The organism is Pseudomonas sp. JV245A (genome assembly GCF_032424515.1).
Lineage (GTDB): Bacteria > Pseudomonadota > Gammaproteobacteria > Pseudomonadales > Pseudomonadaceae > Aquipseudomonas > Aquipseudomonas protegens.
Window position 1 is genome coordinate 1 of sequence record NZ_VYKE01000399.1, and the last position, 1,167, is coordinate 1,167.

At 61.5% G+C, this 1,167-nt stretch carries 2 protein-coding genes; both read left to right on the forward strand.

Annotation, left to right across the window (positions count from 1 at the left end; translation table 11 throughout):
* On the forward strand, positions 1 to 630 hold a 630-nt coding region (locus F6S12_RS31980; RefSeq protein WP_315869887.1), incomplete at its 5' end, for a response regulator.
* 248 nt (positions 631 to 878) lie between these two features.
* A partial coding sequence (gene fabA, locus F6S12_RS31985) for a bifunctional 3-hydroxydecanoyl-ACP dehydratase/trans-2-decenoyl-ACP isomerase (protein ID WP_315869888.1) occupies positions 879 to 1,167 on the forward strand: 289 nt, incomplete at its 3' end.

The window sequence follows — 1,167 nt, forward strand, 5'->3', positions numbered from 1 at the left end:
AGCGGTATCGGCATCAGCCCGGCCAGCCTGGAGCTGATGTTCGACGCCTTCCAGCAGGCCGACAGTTCGATTTCCCGTCGCTATGGCGGCACCGGCCTGGGCCTGCCCATCGCCCGCACCCTGGCCGAGCGCATGGGTGGCACCCTGCGGGCCCAGAGCGAGGAAGGCCGAGGCTCGGTGTTCACCCTGGAAATCCCCCTGGCGCTGTTCCAGCAGAGCCTGCCGATACTGGCCCCGCGGGTGAGCAGCAATCAGCACTCCGGTGAAGGCCGCAACGTGCTGCTGGTGGAAGACAACCCGGTGAACCAGACCGTGATCCAGGCCATGCTGCGCAGCCTGGGGTTCACCGTGAGCATCGTCACCGACGGCGCCCAGGCGGTCCGCAGTGCCGAAAGCCTGATCTTCGAGGCGATTCTGATGGATTGCCGACTGCCGCTGGTCGACGGCTATGAAGCCACCCGGCAGATCCGCCAACTGCCCGGTTGTGCCGATTTACCGATCATCGCCCTGACCGCCAACGCCTTGCAGGGCGACCGTGAAGCCTGCCTTGCAGCGGGCATGAACGACTACCTGGCCAAGCCTTTCAAGCGCGCGGATCTGCAGCAAATTCTCCAACGTTGGGTGCAATAACCGGCTATTTTCCAACAGCTACGACTGGCGTCATGGGCGAAAGTGCGGCAGTCTTAGGCACCCGACGGGGCCCTGAAAAGGCCCTCAAAAAAAATTTCAGTGCACAAGTGTACATTCATGCCCTTTGCGCTGTGACTTTCACTACAACGCAATAGTCTATGAGTAGGCTGCCGGCTCGAGGCATGAACGCTTCGATCGGCCGGGAAGATTTGCCCAACCCTGCCGCACGGGACTATTGAGGAGCTCGCATGACCAAACAAAACGCCTTTACTCGGGAAGACCTGCTGCGCTGCAGTCGCGGTGAGCTGTTCGGCCCAGGTAACGCGCAACTGCCCGCCCCCAACATGCTGATGGTGGATCGCATCACCCATATCAGCGAAGAGGGTGGCAAGTACGGTAAAGGTGAGTTGGTCGCTGAGCTGGATATCACTCCAGACCTGTGGTTCTTCGCTTGCCACTTCGAAGGCGACCCGGTGATGCCAGGCTGCCTGGGCCTGGATGCCATGTGGCAACTGGTGGGCTTCTTCCTCGGCTGGC